Origin of the sequence: Ruminococcus sp. RTP21484sp1_RTP21277st1_D2_RTP21277_210401, from assembly GCF_040924225.1 — a bacterium.
Lineage (GTDB): Bacteria > Bacillota > Clostridia > Lachnospirales > Lachnospiraceae > Blautia_A > Blautia_A faecis.
In genome coordinates this window covers 234,574-257,424 of record NZ_JBCOMJ010000001.1, presented here as the reverse complement: position 1 = coordinate 257,424, position 22,851 = coordinate 234,574, and the positions used below count along the sequence as shown (strand labels likewise).

The following is a 22,851-nucleotide window of genomic DNA, read 5'->3' as shown; positions in this document are numbered from 1 at the left end:
GTCATTAGCTTGCCGGAACGTTGCGACGCGCGGCGGTGAATATACATTGTGAAATCGCGTCCGGAATAACGACCAACACATTAAATAGCAATAAAATATACAGAAAAGAGGACACCCCATGAGCAAAGTAACCATAATCACCGGTGGTACATCTGGAATTGGAAGAGGGATTGCGGAGAAAATTCTGGAAAATTCTGCGTCGGACGATATTTTATATGTGAGCTATGGACATAACACAGAGCAGGCGGAGGAATTTCTTCATGCACAAACAGAGGAAAATCAGAAAAAAATCCGGTTACTCCAGGCTGATATGTCATCCTATGATGAAATGATGAAATTTGTATCCCGGATCAAAGAAGAAGCAAGCCATGTAGACTGGCTGGTAAACAATGTAGGAATCAGCACCTATGCGAAATATGAAGACTACACCTTCGACGAATGGACCAAAATTGTGAATACCAACCTGTCTGTCCCGGTATTTCTGGTGAAAGAACTTCGCCCCATTATGAACGAAGGCGGCAGCATTCTTTTTACAGGCTCCTACGCAGGACAGCAGGCTTATTCCTCATCCCTGGTTTACGGTGTCACCAAATCCGCCATCCACTTCCTCACCAAATCCCTGGTAAAAGAACTGGAACCAAAACAGATCCGGGTCAATGCCATTGCCCCGGGATTCATTGAAACCAGCTGGCATAAGAACCGCACCCCGGAAAGTTATGAACGTATTAACCGTAAGATTGCGCTTCACCGCTTTGGCGAGATCTCCGAAGTGGCAGACATGGCATACGAAGTCCTGAAAAATGGCTATATGAATGGAAGCGTTGTAGACATTCATGGCGGATATGACTATTTCTAAAAAGAATCCAGTGATCTGATTTTAAATAAAAAAATCTGCACCCGGATTATATTCGTGAAGTGATTAACAAAAACAAAATTCACAAATATAATCCAGGATTTTCCTAAATGCCAAATTTCCGGAATTAATTGATTTTAAGAGGATAGTGTGCTAAAGTATTCATATTGCTGGGCGAAAGCGAGGAGAAAACATTGCACAAAAGTGATGAAAAATACCAGGCTTACGTAAAAATCCTGGAGGAAGAGCTGATTCCTGCAATGGGATGTACCGAACCCATTGCCATTGCCTATGCAGGAGCAGTGGCGAGAAAAACTTTGGGCAATCTGCCGGAACAGCTGGATATTAAAGTAAGTGGAAATATTATTAAAAATGTAAAAAGCGTCATCGTTCCCAATACAGGCGGCATGAGGGGAATTGCAGCTGCTCTGTGCGCGGGTGTGATCGCAGGCGATGCGGAAGCGCTCCTTGAAGTAATTGCAAGAGTAACACCCGGTCAGAAGGAGGAAATCAAGTCCTACATGGATCAGGTGAAACCCAAGATCACTCCGGCATCCACCGGGCATGTATTTGAAATCGATCTGACCGTAACTCAAGGTACTGAAACGGCCCGTGTTCGCATTGTAGATACTCACACCAACATCATCCTTATTGAGAAAAACGGCCAGCCTGTTTTCCAGAAAGATGTCTGTTCAGGTAAGGAAGAGAAAAAGACCGACCATTCCATATTAAACATAGAAGACATTATCGACTTTGCCAACACTGTTGACACAGAAGATGTAAAGGAGGTTCTGGAGCGTCAGATCCGTTACAATACAGCCATTTCTGAGGAGGGACTTCGCGGAAACTATGGAGCGAACATCGGAAAAGTCCTTCTTCACACCTACGGCGACAATATTAAGATCCGTGCCAGAGCCAAGGCAGCAGCCGGTTCCGATGCCCGAATGAATGGCTGCGAGCTTCCTGTGGTGATTAACTCCGGAAGCGGCAACCAGGGTATGACTGCCAGCATTCCGGTCATTGAATTTGCCAGAGAGCTGCAGGTTTCCCATGACAAAATGCTTCGCGCTCTGGTGCTTTCCAATCTTGTAACCATTCATCTGAAGACTGGAATCGGAACTCTTTCTGCCTATTGCGGTGCAGTAAGTGCAGGCTGCGGAAGCGGTGCGGGAATTGCTTATCTCTACGGCGGCGATTATGAAGTAATTGCACATACAATCGTGAATTCCCTGGCAATTGTTTCCGGAATCATCTGTGACGGAGCGAAAGCCTCCTGCGCAGCCAAGATTTCAGCAGCAGTCGATGCCGGAATCATGGGCTATGAAATGTACATACAGGGACAGCAGTTCTACGGAGGTGATGGAATCGTTACCCACGGTGTGGAAAATACCATCCGGAACGTGGGACAGCTGGCGAAGGAAGGTATGTGCGAAACGGATAAAGAGATTATCCGGATTATGGTAGAGCGTGGTTGAAAAAGGCTTTCTGCAAGATGTGCGCCACAATTTGCGGGAGCTTGCGGAAATACTTTTTTAAACAGGTTCTAGGAAAAGGAGATGAAGGGAAAACACTATGAAGTGGAAATACATATTAAAAAGAATACTGATCGCCATTCCCACTTTTTTCGGAATTACCATATTGGCCTATTTTATTCTGAATATGGCGCCTGGTTCACCGCTGGATGCACTTCTGGCAGATCCGGGAATTACTCCGGCAGAGCTGGAACGTAAGAGAGTGGCACTTGGACTGGATCAGCCGGTGATCATTCAGTATTTTACCTGGCTGAAACAATTGCTTACGGGAAATCTGGGATTTTCCTACAGCACCCAGAGACCGGTGGCAGCGATGATACTGGAGCGTCTTCCGGCTACTGCGATTCTGGCGGCAAGCTCCATTGTACTGTCATTGATCGTATCCATTCCTCTTGGAATCTTTGCTGCCTCCAGGCCGAATTCAGGAAGAGATTACTTTTCCGGCGGTCTGTCTATGCTGATGATGGCGACTCCGAACTTCTTTGTAGGACTGGTATTTATCTATCTGTTCGCCATTGTGTTTAACATTCTGCCATCAGGAGGAATGTACAGCTCAAGCGGAGCTCATACATTTGGAGATCTGATGAAGCACATGATCCTGCCTTGTCTGGTCCTTTCCTTTCAGCAGATCGGAGGATGGGTAAGGCACATGCGAAGCAGTATGCTGGAAGTTATGCAGGACGACTACATTCGTACCGCCAAGTCCAAAGGTCTTACCAAATGGAAAGTGATCATGAAGCACGCCTTGAAAAATGCCCTTACACCGGTCGTTACAGTTGTGGGAATGTCCATTCCTTCTATTGTAGGCGGCGCAGTTGTAACCGAGCAGGTTTTCGGATGGCCGGGAATTGGTTCTCTTATGGTAACAGCGATCAACGGACGAGACTACCCGGTTATTATGGGAATCACGGTTATGATCGCGGCAGCGGTTCTTATTGCGAATATTCTCACTGATGTTGCATACGGAATTCTGGATCCGAGAATCAGCTATAAATAAGGGAGGATAGAAGACAGAAATGAAAAAACAGAAAAACGAAAATGTAAGCTATCTTTCCGAGGTACTTGATAAACTGAAAGAACACAAAATGGCTATGGCAGGTCTGGTGGTCCTGATCGTGGAAATCCTGATGGTGGTTTTTCTTCCCATGATCCTGAAACTGGATCCTTATACTTCAGATTACACTGCCTTTTCTGCAGCTCCGGGAGGAGCGCACATCCTTGGAACTGATGCTATCGGGCGTGATGTTTTTGCCCGTCTGATGTATGGCGGAAGAACCTCTCTGCTGGTTGGTTTTGTTTCCACACTGATCAGCTGCGCAATCGGAGTTCCTCTTGGCCTGGTTGCTGGTTATGCCAGAGGAAAGGCGGAAGCAGTTATTATGCGAATTGCAGATATTTTTATGTCTTTTCCATCAATTGTGCTGATCCTGGTACTGGTTGCAGTTCTTGGACCGTCTGTCTGGTCTGTAACCTGTGTCATTGGTGTGCTCGGCTGGACACAGTTTGCCAGACTGATCTATGCAAATGTACTTTCCGTATCCGAGAAAGAATATGTAGAATCTGCAAGGGCAATTGGTACCTCCAATTTCAAGATCGTGACAAAGTATGTTCTTCCAAACTCTTTTGCCCCGATCCTGATCGCAATCACATTCCAGATGGCGAGTGCCATCCTTTCTGAATCATCGTTAAGCTTCCTTGGCATGGGTGTACAGCCGCCGGGAGCAAGCTGGGGAAATATGCTCTACGATGCGCAGTCCATTACTGTGCTTTCCCAGAAGCTGTGGATCTGGCTTCCGCCGGGACTTGCACTTCTGATCACGGTGTTAAGTATTAATTTTCTGGGCGACGGCATCCGCGATGCGCTGGATCCGAAAATCAAACTGTAATGTCTCAGGATCATGAAGGTCTTGATGCAAGACCGGACAGTCCGTTGACATAAGATTGGTTCCGGGAGTTTCCCGGACTGATTTGCTTCACAAAACCTGTCAGAGAAAAAACATCCCTGACAAAAGAAAAAGGAGGAGACCTATGAAATTCAACATGAAAAAGGCTGCAGCGCTCCTGCTTGCAGGAAGCATGGTAGCAGGTTATGCTGTTCCGGCTGCTGCTGAGGCAGAGGAAAAAGTAGTAACAGCTGCTATGGACCAGGCATGGGATACCATGATGCCGCTGAACACCACAAGCAACTACACCCGTTTTATCTGTGACCAGATTTATGACCGCCTGACACAGACAAACGCAGACGGTTCCATTGAGGGACGCCTTGCTGAGTCCTGGACTGTAAACGATGCCAGTGACGCAGTTACCTTTAAGCTTCATGAAGACGCAGTATGGTCTGATGGTGAGCCGGTTACAGCAGAGGACGTTGTATTCAGCTACCAGATGTATTCTGATCCGTCTGTAGAGGCAAAGAGCCGTTATCACCTGGAGTACATTGCCGGTGTGGATGATTCCGGAGCAGAGCTTTCCGAGGATTCTATCGAAGTAACTGCAGACAGCGATTATGAAGTAACCTTCAAATTAAAAGAGGCTATGTATCCTGATACATTCCTGCAGGATATCGACACTGTTTTCATCATCCCGAAACATATATTTGAAGGAAAAACAGCAGAAGAGATCAATGCTCCTGACCTTTGGGCAAATCCGGTAGGTTCCGGCCCATTCATCTATGACAGTGAGATCAATGGTGAGCGTATGGAATTCACAAAGAATGAAAACTACTATCTTGGAACTCCAAATATTGACCGTCTGATCATCCGTGTAGTACCGTCCGCAAACGTTCTTTCCGGTCTTATGAACGGCGAGCTTGATTTGATCGGATTCGGTTCCGTACTGACTGATGACTGGGAAACAGCCAAGTCCCAGGATAACCTGGTAACAGAGTCTGTTCCTACCACTTCCTATACCACTCTGATCTTCAATACTCAGAAGGAATATCTTACTCAGGAAGTTCGCCAGGCACTGAATATGGCAATCAACCGTGACGTACTGGTAAATGGTCTTCTTATGGGAGAGGGAACTCCGATCATGACCCCGATCGCACCGGTAAGCCCATACTACAATGACAAAGTTCAGGTTCAGTACGATCCTGAAAAAGCAAAAGAGATGCTTGCAGAAGCAGGCTTCCCGGCTGGACAGACACTGAAATTCTTCATCTCCTCTGGAAGCAGCATTACCGAGAGATGTGCAGCCCTGATCGTACAGGATTTTGCAAATGTCGGTGTAAATGTAGAAATTGAGCAGATGGACTTTGCAACTCTGATGAGCCGTATGCTTGACGGCGAGCATGATCTTGGAATCATTGGTTCCGGCGGAACTCTTGACCCAAGTGAGAGCCGTGAAATGATTTATCCGGAAAGCTCCTGCAACTTCTGCCAGCTTCAGGATACAGAGCTTTCTGACCTGATCGACAAAGGAAACGCAGAGCTTACTTTTGAAGCAAGAAAACCATACTTCGATGAGTATCAGGAAAAGGTTGTAGAAAAAGCAGCTATGGGTTACTTATATACAAAGAACCTTCTTACCGCTTACAACAAGAGCATGAAGAACCTGAACGTTGCAGACTTTAATTGTCTGAACTGGTCTTCCTGGGAGTGGGATAAAGAGTAATAAAAATGGGAAACAGGACAAAAGCGGATAAAGCTTTTGATCCTGGAACCCGCCAAATATGAGAGAAAAGACTCTCATGTCTGGCGGATTTCAGGAGCTGTGAAAGAATCACAGTGAGTTAATTAAGAGAAAAAGGAGTACAGCTATGGCATCTTTACTTTCAGTAGAGAATTTACAGGTACAGTTTCAGACAAAAAAAGGCATTAACACAGCCGTTGACGGTGTAAGCTTTTCTGTAGAAAAAGGCAGGATCCTCGGAATTGTAGGAGAGTCCGGATGCGGAAAAAGTGTCACATCCATGTCTATCCTTCAGCTTCTTGGAAGCAACGCCCGGATTTCCGGCGGCAGCATCAAACTGGATGGAAAAGAACTGATAGGGCTTCCGGAGAAAGAGATGTGCAGGATCCGTGGAAATGATATTGCCATGATTTTTCAGGATCCAATGACTGCCCTGAATCCGACTCTGACTATTGGAACCCAGCTGATGGAACCCATCATGCTCCACCAGAACTGCGGTAAAAAAGAAGCCTGGACAAGAGCTGTGGACGTTCTGAAAAGAGTTGGGATCGCTGCTCCGGAGAAGCGGATGAAGGAATATCCGCATCAGCTTTCTGGCGGTATGCGCCAGCGAGTGATGATCGCCATGGCAGTATCCTGCGAGCCAAGACTTCTTATTGCAGATGAGCCTACCACAGCCCTGGACGTAACCATCCAGGCACAGATCCTGGAGCTGATGTGTGAGCTCAGGGAAAAAATGGGAACAGCCATTATGCTGATTACCCATGATATGGGGGTAGTAGCAGAGACCGCAGACGATGTGCTTGTTCTTTATGCAGGAAAAGCAGTAGAATACGGCAGCATTGAGGACATTTTTGAAAGACCGAAGCATCCTTACACACAGGGACTTTTGAACTCTATTCCCCGCCTTGATGAGGATGTAGAGCTGCTGAATACCATTGAGGGCACCGTTCCGGCACCGGACGCCATGCCTGCAGGCTGCAGATTTGCTCCCCGATGTCCTTACGGAAAAGACCGCTGCATGAAAGAAAAACCAGGCGTTTACCATGCTGGAAATTCTCTGGTAAGCTGCTTCAGATACGAGGGTGAGAAAGAATGAGTGAGAACACAGGAATCTTATTGGAAACAAAGGATTTATCCAAATATTTTACGGCAAAAAAAGGGCTTCTGAACCGTAATCCATCTGTAGTAAAAGCAGTAGACCATGTAAGTCTTTCTGTGAGAAAGGGTGAGACACTGGGCCTGGTCGGAGAGTCCGGCTGCGGAAAATCCACTCTGGGAAGAACTATTCTCCGCCTGATTCCGGCAACAGAGGGCCAGGTTATGTACAATGGGGAAGATATCCTTACCTATGATAAGAAAAAAATGTGGGAAATGCGCCGGAAGCTGCAGATTATTTTCCAGGATCCATACAGCTCCCTGAATCCCAGAATGACCGTTTATGATCTGATCAGTGCCCCTCTTGAGGTTTATAAAGTGGGGACGAAGGAAGAACGCAGGGAAATGGTGGAAGAGATCCTTCAGGAGGTTGGACTGGATAAACAGTATCTGAATCGTTTTCCTCACGAGTTTTCAGGCGGTCAGAGGCAGCGAATCGGAATTGCAAGGGCACTGATCCTGAATCCGGAATTTGTTGTCTGTGACGAGGCGGTTTCCGCACTGGACGTATCTGTCCGTGCGCAGGTGCTGAATCTTATGAGAAATATGCAGCAGAAGAAAAATCTGACCTACCTGTTTATCTCCCATGACCTGAGCGTAGTCCGCCATATCAGTGACAGAATCGCAGTTATGTATCTTGGAAGTGTGGTTGAGGTTGCAGAAAAAGCCCAGCTTTATTCCAATCCGATGCACCCCTATACAAAAGCTCTTCTTTCCGCAATCCCGCTCCCGGATGTGAAGAAGAAACGTCAGCGTATCATTCTGGAAGGTGACGTGCCAAGTGCCTACAATCCACCGTCAGGATGTAAATTCCACACTCGCTGTCCCTACGCAACAGACCGCTGCAGGCAGGAAGCTCCTGTACTTCAGGAGGTGGAAAAGGGGCATAAAGCAGCCTGTCACAGGGCTTTGGAGCTTGCCTGAAAATTTATTTCCTGCAATCTGCAGGCTCTGCAAATTGTGACGTACATCTTGTAGAAAGCCTTTTTAAACATGTTCTGGAGTCTGCTAATAATTACATATCAGGAAGGATACTACCGGTTTCCATAGAATTCCATTAAAGGGATATCTTCGGGAAACCGGTATTTTTTTAAGCTATTTTTGTTTAATTTGACGTTATTTTCGTTGCTTTATTGAAAAATATTTCATTTTTTGCTAAATTATATATAAATATGGAGTATTCTGATTTTGTTTAGAAATACTCCAAAATTTCGAAAGGGGATGGAATGGTGGAAAACAGAAATAACAGGTTGCTGAATGCGAAATTAAACAAGTATATCGTTCCAGGTATTATGATGTCGCTGGCACTTCAGCTTGGAAACATTGTGGACACCATCTTTGTAAGTAATTTAATTGGTGTAGAAGCAATGTCCGCAGTCACAATGAGTCTTCCGGTTGAAACGATAGTTCAGCTTACTGGTTACTGCCTGGGTGTGGGAGGTTCCATAGCCGCAGGAAATATGCTTGGTAAACGTGACAAAGAAGGGGCCTCGAGATTGTTTTCAGCCACTTTCATCGTCACACTCGTGGTGGGATTGCTGTTTTCACTCATTGCATTTCCTGCCGCAGGACCTATTGCCAGATTTCTGGTATCTGGAGACGGAGTTTTGACAACTTATACAAGAGACTATATCCGCATCAGCATGTTAGGTGCACCGGTAATCGGAATTGGTCTGATGATGGTAAATTACCTTGGGGTGGAAAACCATCCGGAGCTTGCGTCTGTTTATCTGATCGCAGCCAACGTGATAAATCTTGTGCTGGATTACATATTTCTTAGATTTACACCACTTGGAGTCACAGGTGCATCCTTATCAACGGTACTTGGCTTCCTTTTTGCCATGGTGGTTTTCCTTTTCTATATTCGCTCAGATAAGAGGAATATCAGTTTCGTGCGGCTGAATGCAAAGGATTTCGGAATCGTGAAGGAAGCGGTGGTTACAGGTGTGCCCATGCTTGTTTTCATGGCAACCAATTTTGTAAAAGCCCTTGGCCTGAACACCATCATTATGAATCAGATCGGGGAAGACGGAATGGCAGTATTTACGGTCTGTGACAATGTTTTGCTGATCGTGGAAATGCTTACAGGCGGAATCCTTGGTGTAATTCCTAATGTTGCAGGAATTCTTTTTGGAGAAAAAGACTATGTGGGAATCCGTGTCCTGTGCAAAAAAATGCTGAAATACAGCTACATCGTGCTGGCAGTCATATTCGTTCTGATCATGCTGTTTACAGAACAGATCACCATCATGTTCGGAGGCGGCGGAGAGCTGGGACGGGAGATGGTTCATGCACTGCGTATTTTTGCTCTGTGTGTAGTGCCTTATCTCTGGAATAAATTTACCGTAAGCTATTATGAATCTATTGAAGAGACTGCAATTGCAAGCTTTGTTACCTTCCTTGAAAATGCAGTGGCAGTTCTTCCTGCAACATTTATAGGAATTTCTATCTGGAAACAGATTGATGGAATCGGTACAAATGGAATTGGTGCTGCATTCGTTGCCACAGAGATCATAACTCTGATCGCAGCCTGGATTTTCCGAAAAATCAAACACAAAAATTCTACTTTTTATATTGTTCCCGATCAAAATCCCGGAACCAATCTTGATTTTTCCATCAAGAGCACCATGGAAGAAGCAGGCGCAGTTAACAGAAAAATCCTGGAGTTCTGCAAGGAAAACGGTGTATCCGGAAACAGAGCCAATCTTGCTGCCGTGTGTGCAGAAGAAATGACTGTGAATATCATTAAATTTGGTGGAAAAACTTCCAACTGGATCGACATCAACCTTTCCCTGGAGGATGACATTTGCCAGTTAAGGATAAGAGACAACGGAGTGAATTTTAATCCGCTGGAATACAGCTATGACCATGAGGAGTTTGATATCCATGGAATTGAGCTGGTGAAAAAGATTTCAAAATCAATGGATTATATCCGCGCAATTGATATGAATAATACTATAATATCATTTTAGGAGGTGCAGGAAATGTCTGACATTAACGAAAAGAGCAATTTTGTTTTTGAATTTCAGCCTGTGACAAAGTTGTTTGAAGAGCAGGTGCGGCTTCATCCTGACAAATGTGCTGTAGCTTCCAGCAAGGAAAGCTTTACCTACGCACAGCTGAACGAAAGGGCAAACAGAATTGCAAATTCTCTTATTGAAAAAGGCGTTGGCTGTGAAAAAATCGTAGGTGTGGTACTGGAGCGCTGTTGTGACTTTTACGCAGTCCGTCAGGGTATTTTGAAGGCTGGTGGTGCATTTGCTGTTGCAGCCCCGGATTATCCCGATGACCGTGTACAGTTCATTTTTGAAGATGCAGGAGTTCCCTTTATTATCACCACAAAGGAGATCCAGAAGGAGCGCCAGGAGCTGTTTTCCAGGCTTTCCTGTACGGTGCTTCTGCTTGAAGAACTGCTGGAAAACCCAAATGCCGGGAACCCGGATACCCAGATTAAGGAACATGATCTTTGCTACTGTATTTACACCTCTGGTTCCACGGGAAAACCAAAAGGTGTTATGATCGAGCATATCAACCTTGCCAATTTTGTAAATCCTAATCCAAAGAATGCGGAAACCTATGGCTATGTAAGCAGGGGAAGCGTTTCCCTTTCCATGGCAGCCATGACATTTGATGTTTCGGTACTGGAGGAATTTCTCCCTCTCACCAATGGAATGACTGCAGTGATCGCAAGCGATGAAGAGATCCTGAATCCCATTATGCTTGGAGATTTAATTGTAAAAAATAAAGTGGATATTATGACCACAACTCCTACCTATCTTTCCAATATGATCGATCTGCCCCAGCTTCAGGAAGCAGCTGCCCAGATCAAGGTATTTGACGTAGGAGCAGAAGCATTCCCGCCTGCACTTTTTGACAAGATTCACGCAGTAAACCCGGATGCTTATATTATGAACGGCTATGGACCAACCGAGACTACCATCAGCTGTACCATGAAGGTAATCACCGACAGCAAAAACATTACCATCGGAAAGCCAAACGGCAATGTTCAGGTTTATGTGGTTGACAAAGAGAACAGGATCCTTCCGGACGGAGAGACCGGAGAGCTTGTAATTGCAGGTCTTGGAGTAGGTCGTGGCTACATCAATCTGCCGGAGAAAACAGCAGAAGTTTTCATCACTCTCAACGGAGAAAGAGCCTATAAAACAGGCGATCTTGCAAAGATCACTCCAGATGGCGAGATCGAATTTTTCGGAAGAATTGACAATCAGATCAAGCTTCGCGGTCTCAGAATCGAGCTTGGTGAGATCGAGGAGGTTGTTAACAGCTTCGAAGGAATCATCACCAGTATTACAGTACCGGTGGATAATAAATATCTTTGCTGCTACTTTATGGCAGACCGCCAGATCAATGTTGAAGCGCTTACCGCTTATGCGTCAGAATCTCTGGCTCATTACATGGTTCCGGATGTTTTCATCCAGCTGGAAAAAATGCCTTTAACACAGAATGGCAAAATTGACAAAAAAGCATTGCCCAAGCCTGTGGCGCAGCCCAGAAACCTGAAAGAGCCGGAAAATCCAATGCAGAAGAAGATTTTTGACATTGTGGCAAAAGTAGTAGAAAACGACTTCTTCGGAATTGACACCAGTTTTTATAAGGCCGGCCTTTCCTCCATCAGTGCAATGAAGCTCTGTGTTCTGATCTCAGAGGAATTTGGTGTTACCGTAAAAACAAGCGATATCCACGAAAACAATACCGTGGAGAAGCTGGAAAAATATGTCATGCTGGCGCCGAAGCTCAGAACCTACGAAAAGAGAGAGGTTTATCCTCTTACTGGTTCCCAGAAGGGTATTTTTGCAGAATGCAGCAAAAATCCTGAGAGTACCGTATACAATATCCCCTTCCTTTTTGAACTGGATCCAACAGTGGATACCCGGAAATTATCCGATGCAATTGCCAGAATGGTAAGCGCCCATTCCTACCTGCTCACACAGGTATATCTTGACGATAATGGGGAGATGGTACAGCGCCCTGGAAATGAGACATTTGTGCCGGAAGTAATCGAGACCACAAATGAGAAATTTGCCAGCCAGAAGGAAAGCCTTGTACGTCCGTTTAAGCTGGAAAAAGGACGTCTCCTTCGTGTGGCAATTTATATGACAGAAGATAAGAAATACCTCTTTACTGATTTCCACCATATTATTGCTGACGGCAACTCCTATGATATCATTTTTGAAGATATCAATAAGGCCTATATGGGTGAAAAACTGGAAAAAGAGTCCTATACCGGATTTGATGCGGCCCTTGACGAAGAACAGCAGATGAAAGAGGGCAAATACAAAAAAGCTGAGAAATATTATGACAGTATTTTTGAAGGAATTGAAACGGAATCCCTCCCTATGCCAGACCTGAATGGAAAAGCTCCTGAAAAAGGTTATCTGGAGAAGACCATGGGCCTGAAAGAAGAGGCCATTCTTTCCTATTGCGAGAAGCTGGGTGTTACCCCGAATATTTTATTTACAGGTCTGTTCGGCATCCTTATGGCAAAATACTCCAATGCAGAGGACAGTCTGTTTTCTACTATTTATAATGGACGAAACGATTCCAGGCTTGAAAACACAGTCTGCATGCTGGTAAAAACCCTTCCTGTTTATTGCAAATTCGACCCGAAGACCACCGTACAGGCGTATATGGCAGAGCTTTCCGAGCAGATGCTGTCCTCCATGGCAAACGATATTTTCCCATTTTCCGATATTTGTGCAAAATACGGGCTGAATTCGGATCTTACCTTTGCGTACCAGGCAGAGTTAAGCGACGATTATCCAATTGGAGACACCATTGCCAGAGGCCACGACCTTTCCCTGGATATGGCCAAAATGCCTCTGCTGATCCAGGTAAGAGAGTACAACCACACTTATGTGCTTACAGCAGAATACCGCAGCGACATGTATAGCCAGGCCTTTATTGACGGAATCCTGGATTCCTATGAAGCTGCCATGAGCTCCATGCTGAAAACAAAATATGTTTCTGAAATCTCTGTGATCTCTCAGAGTGGGGTAAACAAGATCGCAGAATTCAATCATACAGAAAACGAATTTGACAGAAGCAAAACCATTTCTGACATGTTCGCTGAATTGGCAGAGACCATTCCAGACCACACCGCAGTGGTATTTAAAGACCGGAAATATACATACAAAGAACTGGACGAGCTCAGCAACAGACTTGGAAAATATATTGCATCCCAGGGAATCGGCAGGGAGGATGTAGTCTCCATTCTGATCCCCCGCTGCGAATACATGGCCATCGCACCAATGGGCGTGATCAAAGCCGGTGCGGCATACCAGCCTCTTGACCCTACTTACCCGAAAGACCGCCTGATGTACATGCTGGAGGATTCTGCTGCTAAGCTTTTGATCGCAGACAGAGAGCTTCTGCCGCTGGTAGACGGCTATCAGGGACCTGTTTTATTTACAGATGAGATCCCACAGCTGGAAGAGCGTGATGTGGAACTTAAGAAGCCAGAGCTTCATGATCTGTTTATTTTACTGTACACTTCCGGCTCCACCGGCGTGCCGAAAGGCTGTATGCTGGAATATGGAAATATCACTGCATTCTGCCACTGGTACAAAAAGTATTACCAGGTAGATCACAGCTCCAAAATAGCAGCTTATGCGTCCTTTGGATTTGATGCTTCCATGATGGATATTTACGGTGCAATTGCAAACGGTGCAGAGCTTCACATTATTCCGGAAGAAATCCGTCTTGATTTTATTGCACTTCAGCGTTATTTTGAAGAGAATGGCGTTACCCATTCCTTTATGACTACACAGGTGGGAAGACAGTTTGCGATGGAAATGAGCTGCGAGAGTCTGCAATATCTTTCCATAGGTGGAGAGAAGCTTGTTCCTATGGAACCGCCGAAGGATTATAAATTCTTTAATGCGTATGGTCCTACAGAGTGCACAATTTTTACAACTGTATTTGAAGTGGATAAATATTATTCAAATATTCCAATCGGAAAAGCGCTTGATAATTTCAAGCTTTATATAGCCGATAAGTTTGGTCATCTGCTTCCATACGGTGCCTGCGGTGAACTGATGATCTCCGGATGGCAGGTTTCCAGAGGCTATCTGAATAAACCGGAGAAAACTTCGGAAGTTTATACGAAGAATATTTATGACGATGCAGAAGGTTATGAAGTCCTGTATCATTCCGGTGATGTTGCCAGATATCTTCCGGATGGAAACATCCAGATCATTGGAAGAAAAGACTCCCAGGTTAAGGTCAGAGGCTTTAGAATTGAGCTTTCCGAGGTTGAGGAGGTCATAAGAAGATACGAAGGCATAAAGGATGCAACCGTAGTGGCTTTTGACGATCCAAATGGCGGCGGAAAATATATTGCAGCTTATGTAGTATCTGACGGTCAGGTTGACATAAATAAGTTAAATGATTTCATCAAAGAAACCAAGCCTCCATACATGGTTCCGGCAGTTACCATGCAGATCGACAAGATTCCGCTGAACCAGAATCAGAAGGTAAACAAAAAAGCCCTTCCACTGCCAGAGCGAAAAGTGGAAGAAATCGTGAAACCGGAGAATGAGACTCAGCAGAAGCTGTTTGACTGTATTGCTGAGGTTCTTGGCTATACCGAATTCGGCATTACCACAGATATTTACGAGGCAGGACTGACCTCTATCACTGCTATTAAGCTGAATATCCTTATTTCCAAAGCTTTTGACATTGTGATAAAAACATCTGACATCAAGGATCACCCAACCATTCAGATGTTAGAGAGCTTTGTGAAGACTGCCGGAAAAGAAACCAAGAGGGAAATCCAGGAAAATTATCCTCTCACCAATACTCAGGAGGGAATTTTCATCGAGTGTACAGCCAATATGGGATCCACCATTTACAACATTCCATATCTTCTGAAGCTTGACAAAAAGGTTGACCTGGATAAGCTGGCAGAAGCAATTGACAGCACCGTTGCAGCTCATCCTTACCTGAAAACCCGTCTCTTTATGAGCGACGAAGGAGAAGTCCTTCAGAAACGTAATGATGCTTTCACTTATAAGACGCAGATTATAAATGGAATGAACCGGGAAACTCTGGTTCGTCCGTACATGCTGTTTAATGAACAGCTTTTCCGCTTTGAGATTCACAGAACCTGTGATGGAAATTATCTGTTCCTTGACATTCATCATATTGTTGCAGATGGTACCTCCCTGGGCATTATCCTGAACGACATTAACAGGGCTTACAGCGGAGAAAAGCTGGAAGTGGAAGAGTATACTTCCTATGATCTGGCCCTTGATAACAGGGATGCTCTGGCAAGTGATGCTTATAAGAATGCAGAGAACTACTATAAATCCGTTTTTGAAAATGCGGGCGGAAGCATCAACTTCTATCCAGACAAGAGCGGAGCAGCTCCAACCGCAGAGATGTATCATCGTGAGACCAGTGAGTTCTCCGTACAGGACGTGAAGGCATTCTGTAAGAAGCACGGAATTACAGAGAATGTATTCTTTATCTCTGCTTTTGGTATTACTCTTGGAAAATACAATTTCAGGAAGGATGCGGTATTTACCACTATTTACCACGGCAGAAACGATTCCAGACTTTCCGATACCGTGGGTATGCTGGTAAAGACTCTTCCCGTTTACTGTGATTTCTCAGGAAGCACTGCGGATTGCCTGAATGCTGTCCAGCAGCAGCTGATTAATTCCATGAACAACGATATTTATCCGTTCTCCCAGATTAGCCATGAGTTCAACATCAAGGCAGATGCCATGGTGATCTATCAGGGCGACAACTTCGCCTTTGATAATATCGGCGGGGAATATGCGCAGGAAGAACCTGTTCAGCTGAATGCGGCAAAGGCACCTGTTTCCATCAGTATTTCAATTGAGAGAAATAAGTTTGTTTTTGAGATTGAGTACAGAGGCGACATGTACAACGAGGAAACCATCAAATACCTTGCAGATAACCTGGAAACAACGGCAGATGGAATCCTGAGAGAATACGAGCCGTCAGACATCAGACTGATGTTTGAGGAAGAGACCAAAATGGAAGATGATCCTTCCCATGCCGGAAAGACCTTTGTAGACCTGTTTAAAGAAGCAGTGGCTAAATATCCGGACAGACCGGCGGTAAGAGATGGGATGGGCGAGCTTACCTATAAAGAACTGGATCATATGTCAGATTATGTTGCCCAGAAGCTTACGGAAAATGGCTTTGGCAGGGAAAAGGTTGCAGGTATTCTGTGCGGAAGAACAAAGGAATATGCCGTAGCTTATATCGGTGTTATGAAAGCCGGCGGTGCGTATGTTCCATTGGATCCGGAATATCCGCAGAGCAGAATTGAGTACATGCTGAAGGATTCCGAGGCAGAAAACCTGCTTGTAATAGACCGTTACCGCAGTCTGGTAGGCTTCTACGACCAGAATGTGATCAGCCTGGATGACGTGGCAGCAGAATCCAAAGACTTTGCACTTTCTGTAGAGCTCACAGCTCCGAAACCAGAGAACCTGGCTTATATGATCTACACATCCGGTTCCACCGGAAAACCAAAAGGTGTTATGCTTGAACAGCGGAACCTGCTGAACCTGATCGAGTATATCCTTATGACAAGAAAACTGACACCAGATGATATTGTGGCAGAGTTTGCAAGCTTCTGCTTCGATGCATCCGTGATCGACCTGTTTGCTCCGCTTACTGCAGGCGCAGTACTGTACATTTTGCCAGAGAGCATACGAAAAGATGCGGTTGCTGTTGGAAAATTCATAAAAGAAGAAAAAATTACCACAGCTACCTTCCCAACTCAGATGGGCGAGTTGGTTGCAGAGCTTCTTGACGATGCTCCGAGCCTGAAATTTGTCACCCTGGGTGGTGAGAAGTTCAAATATTACCGGGATAGAACTTACCAGATGATCAATGGCTACGGTCCAACGGAGAATACTGTTTCCTCCACAGAGTTCTGGGTTGACAAACAGTACGACAACATCCCGATCGGTAAGTCACAGCGGAATATCCGCAGCTACATTGTGGACGAAAATATGAAACGGCTTCCGGTAGGCGCTTCTGGTGAGCTTTGCCATGCCGGACGTCAGATTGCAAGAGGATATCACAATCTTCCTGAGAAGACGGCTTCCGTATTTGTGGAAAATCCGTTCTCCGTATGTGACGAGGACAAACGTCTTTACAGAACCGGTGATATGGTCCGTATGAAGGGGGACGGAAATATTGAATATATCGGAAGAATCGATTCCCAGGTAAAGATAAGAGGATATCGTATTGAACTTGGTGAGATCGAAGGAGCTCTTCTGAAGCACGATAAGGTGAAGAATGCTGCTGTTATAGTGATCGAAAAAGGCGGAAACAAATATATCACAGCTTATTATACTGGTGAAATCATTCCGGAAGATGAGCTGAAACTGTTCCTGAACCCGCTGATTCCGGATTACATGATGCCATCCTTCTTTGTCCATCTTGAGAAAATGCCGGTGACTCCTGGCGGAAAGATCGACAAAAAGGCGCTTCCGGTACCAGAAGTAACCACCACAGCAAGCACAGCCTATGTGGAGCCTGTTACCGCTGTCCAGATTAAACTTTGCGAGATATTTGAAAAAGCACTTGGCATTGAAAAAGTAGGAATTGAGGATAACTTCTTCGAACTTGGAGGCTCCTCACTTACTGCATCAAAAGTTGCTGTTATGTGCCTTTCCAAGAATATTTCCATTGTATATGCAGACATTTTCAAATATCCGACCATCCGTGAGCTTTCTGCAATCGTGGATAACAGTGAAGCATTTGAAAATCCGCAGAGCGAGAATGAATTCTCCAGCTATAACTATAACCGGATCCAGAGCGTGATCAGCGGAAATGTGGAAGAAAACGTAAACCAGGTGACAAAGGAAGAAATTGGTGATATCATGATCACAGGTGCAACTGGCTTCCTGGGAATTCATGTTCTGAAGTCCTATCTGGATAATTATGACGGCAAGGTTTACTGCCTGGTACGTAAGGGAAAATATGAGTCCATGGAGAAACGAATGATGCATATGTTGATGTATTACTTCGATAATCCATGCCAGGAACTGTTTGGAGAGCGTATTATCTGTGTGGACGGCGATATTACCTCGAAAGAACAGGTGGAGAAATTTGCAGATTACAAATTTAACACCATTATTAACTGCGCAGCCTGCGTAAAGCATTTTGCAGCTGGTGATGTACTGGAGAAGATAAATGTACACGGAGTGGAAAATCTGATTGAATTCTGTAAAAATAGTGGACGCAGACTGATCCAGATTTCTACTGTTTCTGTTGCCGGAGAAGGTTCCGATGGTGTTCCGCCAATGTCCAGAGTCTTTAATGAAAACGATCTGTATATTGGACAGAACATCACAAATGAATATATCCGCACAAAATTCCTTGCAGAGAGAGCTGTACTGGAAGCTGTTTCCAGTGGGCTTGACGGAAAGGTTATCCGTGTAGGAAATCTGATGAGCCGAAATTCAGATGGTGAATTCCAGATCAACTTTATTACAAACGGATTCCTGCGAAGCCTGAGAGGATATGAGGCAGTTGGTAAATTCCCAATTGGGGCTATGCACGAAGTTACAGAATTTTCACCAATTGATTCTACTGCACTTGCAGTGTTGAAACTGGTGCAGACAGACCGGAGATTTACCGTATTCCACGCCTGCAACAGCCATCATATCTATATGGCGGATCTGATCTATGCAATGCGGAGCCATGGATTTGACATTGACATTGTAAGTGATGAAGAGTTTGAGGCTGCAGTAAAAGAATTTGCAAAGAACAGTGATGATTCGGATGTTGTTTCCGGACTGATCGCGTATACGGCTCATAATGAAAATGAGATCTATACCCTGGATTACAGCAACCGGTTTACAGCACAGGTTCTTTACAGACTGGATTACAAATGGCCGGTTACAGATGACAGATATCTGGAAAGCGCTATTGAGGCACTTGACAGACTTGCATTCTTTGATTGATTTACGCAACTTAAAGGAGGAAATTGTAATGGAAATTGTAAGTAAGACAGAGGGCAGCAAGGTAACTATGGAGATCACAGGATGGCTTGACACCCAGACTGCACCGCAGCTGGAAAAGGAGCTGTCAGCACTTGATCCTGGTACAACCAGCCTGGTATTTGACTTTGCAAACCTGGAATATATCTCTTCCGCCGGACTTCGTCTGGTAATCGCCGCTTATAAGAAGATGGCAGGCAAGGAAGGCTTCCGGATTGTAAATGTTTCTGATGAAGTGTACGATGTTTTCAGTCTTACCGGATTTGACCAGAAGATCAATATTGAGAAAAAATAAAGGTTGAATTCGTGCATGGCGAAACGTATTGCGGGTCACAGGTAACATTCCGCGAGGTGTTTTTGTAAACAAAGTTCACAGAAAACCCGAGAATTGCGGCGCGAAATCATGTGAATGCATGATTTCTGTGCATGGCGAAGCGTATTGCTGTGATTAGAGTGAACAGTAATCTGTCTGGAGTAGACATAGGGAATCCACGGTTACTATCCGGTTCTTTTATAGTAAGAAATGATAAAATTATATAGAATCAATATCAATACTCTTGAGGATCCCTTGCAGAATGAAAGCCTTTTGGAACAAGTTGGACCAGAGAGAAGAAAGAAGGTCATCCGGTATCTTCAGCCGGATGACCGCAAAAGGAGTCTGGGAGCAGGAATTATGATCCGAAAGATCCTGAATGGGAACGGACTTTCCGAAAGCAGCCTGAAATATTCCGAAAATGGGAAGCCTTTGGCGGACCATTTCCATTTTAATATCTCCCATGCTGGAGAATATGTGGTAGGAGTAGTGTCGGATGGTGAAGTGGGATGCGACATTGAGCGGAATGTCAATGCGCCTCTGGAAATTGCGGAGCATTATTTCCATTCGACAGAGCGGGAATATATAGAAGCTGCTTCTGACCCGGGCAAAGCTTTTTTTACACTTTGGACCTTAAAGGAAAGTTATATGAAAATGACAGGCAGGGGGATGAGCCTTCCGCTTGATTCTTTCGAGATCATTCGAAAAGATCAGGGCTTTGTTCTGGGAAAATCACCGAAAAGACCAGGCTTTTTCAGGACAATGGAATTTGAGAATTATATTTTCTCAGTGTGCATGGAAAGTGATTTTTCTTTGCCGCCCAAGGGCTTTACAGAGCTTCTGTGACACTACTGCCTTTTGCTGCTATCCAGCATGGATTGGAGCTTATTTTTAGTCAAAAAATCCTTAAGAATTATATGCAAAAGACTTGACGGATATGTCCGCTGTGTGGTAAACTGTACAAGCGACATGGAAGTTAGGTCTTTTTTTTATGCCGAAAAACGGTGGCGGATACACCGAAAAGGCTGATTTAAGACCATGCAAATGAAAACACTGGAGGTGGAAGTTGTGCGCGTTAGGATTACATTAGCATGTACAGAGTGCAAGCAGCGTAACTACAATATGACCAAGGAGAAAAAGAACCATCCTGAGAGAATGGAAACCAAGAAATATTGTAAGTTCTGCCAGAGACACACAATGCACAAGGAAACAAAATAGTCACTTTAGATTGTGAGGTTAGGCTATGCAAGAAAAAGAAAAATCTGCAGGCAAGACCGCCAAGGCTAAGGAGCCGAAGAAATCCTGGTTCCAGGGGCTGAAGGCAGAGTTCAACAAAATTGTCTGGACAGACCGCGATACACTGATGAAACAGTCAGTTGTTGTTATTGTCATAACCGTAATTCTCGGTGTGATCATCAGTGTGATGGATGCAGGCATTCTGGAATGCATTAATCTTTTAATCAAATAAGGACAAAGGTGATTGTATGTCAGAAGCAAAATGGTACGTTGTCCATACCTATTCCGGTTATGAGAACAAGGTAAAGGCCAACATTGAGAAGACAATTGAAAACCGACATCTTGAGGATCAGATTCTGGAAGTACGGGTTCCTCTGGAAGACGTTGTGGAGATGCGTAATGGTGTTTCCAAGCAGGTCCAGAGAAAAATGTTCCCAAGCTATGTTCTTATCAACATGGTCATGAACGACGATACCTGGTATGTTGTCCGGAATACCCGTGGAGTGACTGGGTTTGTTGGTCCGGGATCCAAGCCTGTACCGCTCACAGAAGAAGAAATGAAGCCGCTGGGCATCAAAGATGAGACTGTCCGCGTTGATTTCGTCGAGGGCGATACCGTTGTTGTAACAGGCGGAGCCTGGAAAGAGACTACAGGTGTTGTGACTGCCATCAATCCGCAGAAGCAGCTTGTAACGATCAATGTAGAGATGTTTGGACGCGAAACACCGGTTGTAATCAGTTTCGCAGAAGTTCAGAAAATGTAACAGACAAAGGTAACACAATATCGTGGGAGGGACATACCCCCGCCAATACCACATAGGAGGTGCCGAAAATGGCAAAGAAAGTAACAGGATATATCAAATTACAGATTCCCGCTGGTAAAGCAACTCCAGCACCACCTGTAGGTCCGGCTCTTGGACAGCACGGTGTAAATATCGTTCAGTTTACAAAAGAGTTCAATGCGAGAACAGCAGATCAGGATGGTATGATCATTCCTGTAGTAATCACTGTTTATGCAGATAGAAGTTTCAGCTTCATAACCAAAACTCCGCCGGCTGCAGTTCTTCTTAAGAAAGCTGCAAATATCAAATCCGGTTCCGGCGTACCGAACAAAACAAAAGTTGCTAAAGTTACAAAAGCTCAGGTTGAGGAGATCGCTCAGCTTAAGATGAAAGACTTAAATGCAGCATCCATCGAAGCAGCAGCAAGCATGATTGCTGGTACTGCAAGAAGTATGGGAATTGAAGTAGTTGATTAATCACAAATAGTAAGTGGGAGGGCTTTTCCCCGCAAATACCACAGGAGGTTATAGAAATGAAACGAGGAAAGAAATACGTGGAGGCTGCTAAGGCAGTTGACCGCGCAACATTATACGATACTAATGAAGCTATCAGCTTAGTTAAAAAAGCTGCTGTTGCCAAATTTGACGAGACTATCGAAGTTCATATCCGCACAGGCTGCGATGGACGTCATGCAGATCAGCAGATCCGTGGTGCAGTAGTTCTGCCACACGGTACAGGTAAAACTGTTCGCGTTCTTGTATTCGCTAAGGATGCAAAAGCTGAGGAAGCTAAGGCTGCAGGTGCTGATTTCGTAGGCGCTGAGGACCTTATTCCGAAGATCCAGAATGAAGGATGGCTTGACTTCGACGTTGTTGTTGCAACTCCAGATATGATGGGTGTTGTTGGACGTCTTGGTCGTGTACTTGGACCGAAAGGTTTAATGCCTAACCCGAAGGCTGGTACTGTAACTATGGATGTTACAAAGGCTATCAATGATATCAAAGCTGGTAAGATTGAGTATCGTCTTGACAAATCAAACATTATCCATGTGCCGATCGGTAAAGCTTCCTTTACTGAGGAGCAGTTAAGCGACAACTTCCAGACGCTGATTGGAGCTATTGTAAAGGCTAGACCTAGCACACTGAAAGGACAGTATTTAAAGAGCGTTGTTATTGCTCCGACAATGGGTCCTGGAGTGAAGATCAACCCGATCAAGTTAGCTTAATAGATGAAAATGAAGAGCACTCACCGCGAGGTGGGTGCTTTTTTTCATGTCATAATTTTGATATTTTATAGTGAGTTTTGGTATATGTTTTTTATCATATGAGATATCATATGG

Annotated in this window: 16 protein-coding genes and 1 pseudogene; 16 read left to right on the top strand and 1 reads right to left on the bottom strand. The window is 44.8% G+C overall.

Translation table 11 applies throughout. From position 1 onward, the window contains the following. Positions 1-118 precede the first annotated feature (118 nt). Positions 119-856 carry an SDR family NAD(P)-dependent oxidoreductase gene (locus AB5706_RS01220; RefSeq protein ID WP_173717012.1) on the top strand — a complete coding sequence of 246 codons (738 nt, stop codon included), beginning with the start codon at positions 119-121 and terminating at the stop codon, positions 854-856. A 191-nt stretch (positions 857-1,047) separates the two neighbouring features. Next, positions 1,048-2,328, top strand: coding sequence for a serine dehydratase subunit alpha family protein (locus AB5706_RS01215; protein WP_368365668.1), 1,281 nt, complete (start codon positions 1,048-1,050; stop codon positions 2,326-2,328). 5 nt (positions 2,329-2,333) lie between these two features. Here AB5706_RS01215 and AB5706_RS01210 read toward each other — a convergent pair. Beyond that, positions 2,334-2,393: pseudogene (locus AB5706_RS01210) on the bottom strand (hypothetical protein); the annotation flags it as partial. A 32-nt stretch (positions 2,394-2,425) separates the two neighbouring features. On the opposite strand from AB5706_RS01210, the gene AB5706_RS01205 reads away from it, so the two are divergent. The 14 genes from AB5706_RS01205 to rplA all read left to right on the top strand — a co-directional run bounded on the left by AB5706_RS01205 (position 2,426) and on the right by rplA (position 22,737). Continuing rightward, positions 2,426-3,382, top strand: coding sequence for an ABC transporter permease (locus AB5706_RS01205; RefSeq protein ID WP_118577950.1), 957 nt, complete (start codon positions 2,426-2,428; stop codon positions 3,380-3,382). Between the two features lie 19 nt (positions 3,383-3,401). After that, positions 3,402-4,271: an oligopeptide ABC transporter permease gene (opp4C, locus tag AB5706_RS01200; protein ID WP_173718543.1), complete on the top strand. Its 870-nt coding sequence runs from the start codon at positions 3,402-3,404 to the stop codon at positions 4,269-4,271. Positions 4,272-4,413: 142 nt separating this feature from the next. Continuing rightward, the gene (locus AB5706_RS01195; RefSeq protein WP_148463506.1) at positions 4,414-5,994 is read left to right on the top strand and encodes an ABC transporter substrate-binding protein; all 1,581 of its coding nucleotides are present in this window, start codon (positions 4,414-4,416) and stop codon (positions 5,992-5,994) included. 145 nt (positions 5,995-6,139) lie between these two features. Next, a complete protein-coding gene (locus AB5706_RS01190; RefSeq protein ID WP_173717009.1) occupies positions 6,140-7,111 on the top strand; it encodes an ABC transporter ATP-binding protein in 972 nt (323 codons plus the stop codon). Next, complete coding sequence (locus AB5706_RS01185; protein ID WP_148463505.1) at positions 7,108-8,094, top strand: ABC transporter ATP-binding protein; 987 nt, start codon at positions 7,108-7,110, stop codon at positions 8,092-8,094. The genes AB5706_RS01190 and AB5706_RS01185 overlap by 4 nt, the downstream gene beginning before the upstream one ends. 302 nt (positions 8,095-8,396) lie before the next feature. After that, entirely contained in the window at positions 8,397-10,142 is a 1,746-nt protein-coding gene (locus tag AB5706_RS01180) for an MATE family efflux transporter (protein WP_226837787.1), read from the top strand. 12 nt (positions 10,143-10,154) lie between these two features. Continuing rightward, on the top strand, positions 10,155-19,145 hold the full coding sequence (locus AB5706_RS01175; RefSeq protein WP_368365667.1) for an amino acid adenylation domain-containing protein: 8,991 nt from the start codon (positions 10,155-10,157) through the stop codon (positions 19,143-19,145). A gap of 28 nt (positions 19,146-19,173) precedes the next feature. After that, complete coding sequence (locus AB5706_RS01170) at positions 19,174-19,476, top strand: STAS domain-containing protein (RefSeq protein WP_118577945.1); 303 nt, start codon at positions 19,174-19,176, stop codon at positions 19,474-19,476. 228 nt (positions 19,477-19,704) lie between these two features. Beyond that, entirely contained in the window at positions 19,705-20,340 is a 636-nt protein-coding gene (locus tag AB5706_RS01165) for a 4'-phosphopantetheinyl transferase family protein (RefSeq protein WP_173718539.1), read from the top strand. A gap of 222 nt (positions 20,341-20,562) precedes the next feature. Further along, the gene (gene rpmG / locus AB5706_RS01160; protein ID WP_117853039.1) at positions 20,563-20,712 is read left to right on the top strand and encodes a 50S ribosomal protein L33; all 150 of its coding nucleotides are present in this window, start codon (positions 20,563-20,565) and stop codon (positions 20,710-20,712) included. A 25-nt stretch (positions 20,713-20,737) separates the two neighbouring features. Next, positions 20,738-20,962, top strand: a complete 225-nt coding sequence (gene secE / locus AB5706_RS01155; RefSeq protein ID WP_173718538.1) for a preprotein translocase subunit SecE — start codon at positions 20,738-20,740, stop codon at positions 20,960-20,962. 16 nt (positions 20,963-20,978) lie between these two features. Further along, entirely contained in the window at positions 20,979-21,494 is a 516-nt protein-coding gene (gene nusG / locus AB5706_RS01150; RefSeq protein ID WP_173718537.1) for a transcription termination/antitermination protein NusG, read from the top strand. Positions 21,495-21,562: 68 nt separating this feature from the next. Further along, on the top strand, positions 21,563-21,988 hold the full coding sequence (gene rplK, locus AB5706_RS01145; RefSeq protein WP_117852954.1) for a 50S ribosomal protein L11: 426 nt from the start codon (positions 21,563-21,565) through the stop codon (positions 21,986-21,988). Between the two features lie 56 nt (positions 21,989-22,044). After that, positions 22,045-22,737 carry a 50S ribosomal protein L1 gene (gene rplA, locus AB5706_RS01140; RefSeq protein WP_118577943.1) on the top strand — a complete coding sequence of 231 codons (693 nt, stop codon included), beginning with the start codon at positions 22,045-22,047 and terminating at the stop codon, positions 22,735-22,737. The last annotated feature ends 114 nt before the right edge of the window (positions 22,738-22,851 follow it).

Excerpts from the sequence above, each read along its gene's own strand:
- AB5706_RS01220 (WP_173717012.1), top strand. The coding sequence starts at position 119 with ATGAGCAAAGTAACCATAATCACCGGTGGTACATCTGGAATTGGAAGA.
- AB5706_RS01205 (WP_118577950.1), top strand. The coding sequence starts at position 2,426 with ATGAAGTGGAAATACATATTAAAAAGAATACTGATCGCCATTCCCACT.
- opp4C (WP_173718543.1), top strand. The coding sequence starts at position 3,402 with ATGAAAAAACAGAAAAACGAAAATGTAAGCTATCTTTCCGAGGTACTT.
- AB5706_RS01195 (WP_148463506.1), top strand. The coding sequence starts at position 4,414 with ATGAAATTCAACATGAAAAAGGCTGCAGCGCTCCTGCTTGCAGGAAGC.
- AB5706_RS01190 (WP_173717009.1), top strand. The coding sequence starts at position 6,140 with ATGGCATCTTTACTTTCAGTAGAGAATTTACAGGTACAGTTTCAGACA.
- AB5706_RS01185 (WP_148463505.1), top strand. The coding sequence starts at position 7,108 with ATGAGTGAGAACACAGGAATCTTATTGGAAACAAAGGATTTATCCAAA.
- AB5706_RS01180 (WP_226837787.1), top strand. The coding sequence starts at position 8,397 with ATGGTGGAAAACAGAAATAACAGGTTGCTGAATGCGAAATTAAACAAG.
- AB5706_RS01175 (WP_368365667.1), top strand. The coding sequence starts at position 10,155 with ATGTCTGACATTAACGAAAAGAGCAATTTTGTTTTTGAATTTCAGCCT.
- AB5706_RS01170 (WP_118577945.1), top strand. The coding sequence starts at position 19,174 with ATGGAAATTGTAAGTAAGACAGAGGGCAGCAAGGTAACTATGGAGATC.
- AB5706_RS01165 (WP_173718539.1), top strand. The coding sequence starts at position 19,705 with ATGATAAAATTATATAGAATCAATATCAATACTCTTGAGGATCCCTTG.
- secE (WP_173718538.1), top strand. The coding sequence starts at position 20,738 with ATGCAAGAAAAAGAAAAATCTGCAGGCAAGACCGCCAAGGCTAAGGAG.
- nusG (WP_173718537.1), top strand. The coding sequence starts at position 20,979 with ATGTCAGAAGCAAAATGGTACGTTGTCCATACCTATTCCGGTTATGAG.
- rplK (WP_117852954.1), top strand. The coding sequence starts at position 21,563 with ATGGCAAAGAAAGTAACAGGATATATCAAATTACAGATTCCCGCTGGT.
- rplA (WP_118577943.1), top strand. The coding sequence starts at position 22,045 with ATGAAACGAGGAAAGAAATACGTGGAGGCTGCTAAGGCAGTTGACCGC.